A 3,245-nucleotide genomic window follows, 5' to 3' on the forward strand; every position below is an offset into this window, starting at 1 on the left:
AGGATGTACGCCGCCCTTTACCCTGACCGTGGTCGTCACCATGCGCCTCGGGTCCTTCAGCTCCCCCGTCGCATAGTCGACACCGCGCTTGCAACTGTTCCCTTCCGTCTTGATGACGGTCTCACCCTCCACTGTCACAACCAAGGCGCAGCCCCTTGGACATGTAATGCAGATAAGCTTCTTCTGTTCCTGCGTCATATCAGTCTCCTTATCGCCTGACGACTCGCACACTCAGCTCGGACGCGCGTTGCACCGCGTCGTAGGCAGACTGTGGAAGGTCGATATTGACCATCTCGCCCGGGCGCACGTAGAGTTCCGCCTTTCTGGTCACGCGTTCTTCGCCGTTCATGACTTCAACCCAGACGNNGCCGATTCCGCAAGACTTTCCTTGTCCAAAATATGAGGGATGACGTAGCGAACATTCTCTCCAGCTTTCATCCTTACCCGTCGGCCGTCGTGTTTGCGCGCAGTGATGGCGTATTGCGCCGCGTTCCGCCCGCATAACAACCCAGCTTGAGTCACCCAATCTACCAGGTCGTAGACATGTACCACATTGCCCGCGGCAAAAATGCCCGGTACACTGGTCTGCATTTCTTCATCGACAAATGGTCCACCGGTGACGGGATCAAGTGCAACGCCTGCTTTGCGCGAAAGTTCATTCTCCGGGATGAGACCCACCGAAAGCAACAGTGTATCACAGGGAATGGTCTCCTCGGTGCCCGGCATTGGCTGGCGGTGTTCATCGATCTGAACCGATTCTATCGCTTCTACCCTGTCGTTGCCGATAATGCGCTTGACCGTATGGTGCAACTGCAGTGGAATATCGTAGTCCAAAAGGCACTGCACATAGTTGCGCGTCAGGCCGGTCAGGAAGGGCATGATTTCCAGCACTCGTTCTACCTTGGCACCTTCNNAAGGTAAGCCTGCGTGCCATGATCATACCGATGTCGCCCGAGCCCAGAATCACGAAGCACTTGCCAGGCATGAAGCCTTCGATATTAACAAAGCGCTGGGCCGTTCCCGCGGTATACACGCCCGCCGGCCTTGTTCCCGGCAAAGCAATCTGTGCCCGCGTTCGTTCACGGCAGCCCATAGCCAGCACCAGAGCCCTCGTGTCCAGTTCGACAAAACCGGACGACTGACTCGTCACATACACATNNGACATGCCTTTCGCTGGTCACATTGAGTGCCATCGCATCCAGCAACGTATCAACGTGAAGCCCTGCAAGCTCATCGATAAAACGCTGCGCATAGGTAGGACCTGTCAGGTCCTTCTTGAATGTCTGGAGGCCAAATCCATTATGAATGCACTGCTGCAGAATCCCACCCAGCTCCTGTGCCCGCTCGATGACGAGCACATCCTGCGCACCCGTCTTCTTGGCTTCTATGGCTGCAGCCAGACCGGCAGGGCCGGCGCCTATGACAATAACGTCGTACTTTTTCTTCAACATTATTCTACCTCCTTATCCTTGGTCGGCCGGACAAGGAATTCTGATCCCTTACCCTTCTTGGTGATTTCGAGCGGGGAGACACCCAGTTCGCGGGCAAGAATCTCGACGACACGCGGAGTATCAAAACCACCCTGACAGCGTCCCGTACCCAGCCAGGTGCGCCGCTTTATGGCATCGTAGGTGCGCGCGGGTATGGGTGCATGTATTTCGGCCACGATTTCGCCCTCGGTGACGTTTTCGCAGCGACAAATGACGCGTCCATAGCTCAGATCGTTCTCTATGAGCAACTTCTGCTCAATCGGCAACATGTCACGGAAGCGCGGACGAGCCTTGCGTATGGGGTTCCAATCCGGCTTCTCCTCCAAGTTCTCACCAGCGCCCTTGAGCAGCTCGACGACCCGCACGGCAATGGCAGGAGACGAGCTAAGTCCCGGCGACTCGATGCCGCCAAGATTGACCAATCCCTCGACCTCTTTGGGAATCTCAATGATGAAATCCTTGTTGTACTTGACGTCGGGGTTGGCGCACGGGGCGTTTCCTCCCGGCCTGAGTCCAGCAAATTCGGCTATCGAATATCGTAGACTGAGCGAGGGAACCAAGTTGACAGCCCCCTGCCAGATTTCATCCAATCCTTCACGGGTGATGGAGCGGTCTTCTTTGTCATCTATCTCCAGGGCGTTCGGTCCTATGATGGTATTGCCATGCACAGTTGTGGTAACCAGAATACCCTTGCTGGTTGCAGACGGCACCGGGAAAAGCACGTTATTGATGGTGATTTCGGCTTTGTCGAAGACGTAATACTCGCCCTTTCGAGGCGTAATCTTGAACTCCGGCCGCAGTCCAGCCTTGTGCATCACCATATCAGAATACATGCCTGCACTGTTGACAACCCAGCGAGACATGAAATCGCCGCGGTTTGTCTTGATGCCGACGATGCGTTTTCCATCCATAATGAAGTCCTGAAATGCCGTGTCGGTCATAAGGGTGACCCCGTTGACGACGGCATTCTCCGCAGCGGCAATCACAACGCCAAAGGGGTCACAGATACCGCCGGTAGTGGCCCAGAGAGCACCGCTTACCTCGGGATTGATGTTGGGCTCCCGTCGGCGAACATCTGCACCGTTGAGTATGACCATTCCGGGAACCCCATTCTCAAGTCCCTGCTGCCGCAGACTCTCAAGCTTGCCAAATTCTTCCTGTCCTATAGCAACGACGTAGTCGCCGCGCCTCTCAAAGGTGAAGTTGAGTTCGCCTGCCAGCTGATCAAACATCTGGTTTCCCACAACGTTCATCTCGGCCTTCAGAGTACCTGGCTTGGGGTCATAACCGGCATGGATAATCGCCGTATTCGCGGAGGAGGCACCCATGCCGATGTCGGAATCCTTTTCAATCAGAAGGATATCAAGTTTGTAGCGCGAGAGAAACCGGGCCACCATACTCCCGACCACACCCGCGCCTATGATGATGACATCGTATTTTTTGTCCGCCATTGTCGCCATTCCTTTTGCTCAGTATCGTAATTCTAGAAAATAGAGTCCAACATCGTTGATAGACTCTGCCCAGACAAAAACGACNNGTTTCGAATACGAGAAGCCTACAGCAATAGTTCTACTGCTTTACCCAACCGAACGTGCGCTTGACAGCTTCAAGCCAGCCGTTAAAGAGCGTGGCGCGCTTGGCGCTGTCCATCTTGGGCTCCCAAGTCTTGTCCACGCCCCAGTTAGCGCGCAGATCTTCGACCTTGGCCCAGAAACCGACTGCAAGGCCAGCTGCATAGGCAGCACCGAGCGCGGT

General features: G+C 55.2%; 2 protein-coding genes and 2 pseudogenes. All 4 read right to left on the reverse strand.

Features of this window, described 5'->3' with window-relative positions:
• Positions 1–198 (reverse strand): DUF1667 domain-containing protein (locus tag SMC5_RS07225; protein WP_119120170.1); only part of this gene is annotated, 198 nt, incomplete at its 3' end.
• A 10-nt stretch (positions 199–208) separates the two neighbouring features.
• Positions 209–1,451, reverse strand: a pseudogene (locus tag SMC5_RS11720) (NAD(P)/FAD-dependent oxidoreductase).
• A complete protein-coding gene (locus SMC5_RS07235) occupies positions 1,451–2,941 on the reverse strand; it encodes an NAD(P)/FAD-dependent oxidoreductase (protein ID WP_119087886.1) in 1,491 nt (496 codons plus the stop codon). The pseudogene SMC5_RS11720 and the gene SMC5_RS07235 overlap by 1 nt, the downstream one beginning before the upstream one ends.
• A 118-nt stretch (positions 2,942–3,059) precedes the next feature.
• A pseudogene (locus SMC5_RS07240) lies at positions 3,060–3,245 on the reverse strand (glycerol kinase); the annotation flags it as partial.

Source organism: Candidatus Cryosericum odellii (assembly GCF_003570935.1).
Taxonomy (GTDB): domain Bacteria; phylum Caldisericota; class Caldisericia; order Cryosericales; family Cryosericaceae; genus Cryosericum; species Cryosericum odellii.

What these genes read in the sequence shown, in the direction of transcription:
- SMC5_RS07235 (WP_119087886.1), bottom strand. Translation starts at nt 2,941, where the DNA reads ATGGCGGACAAAAAATACGATGTCATCATCATAGGCGCGGGTGTGGTC.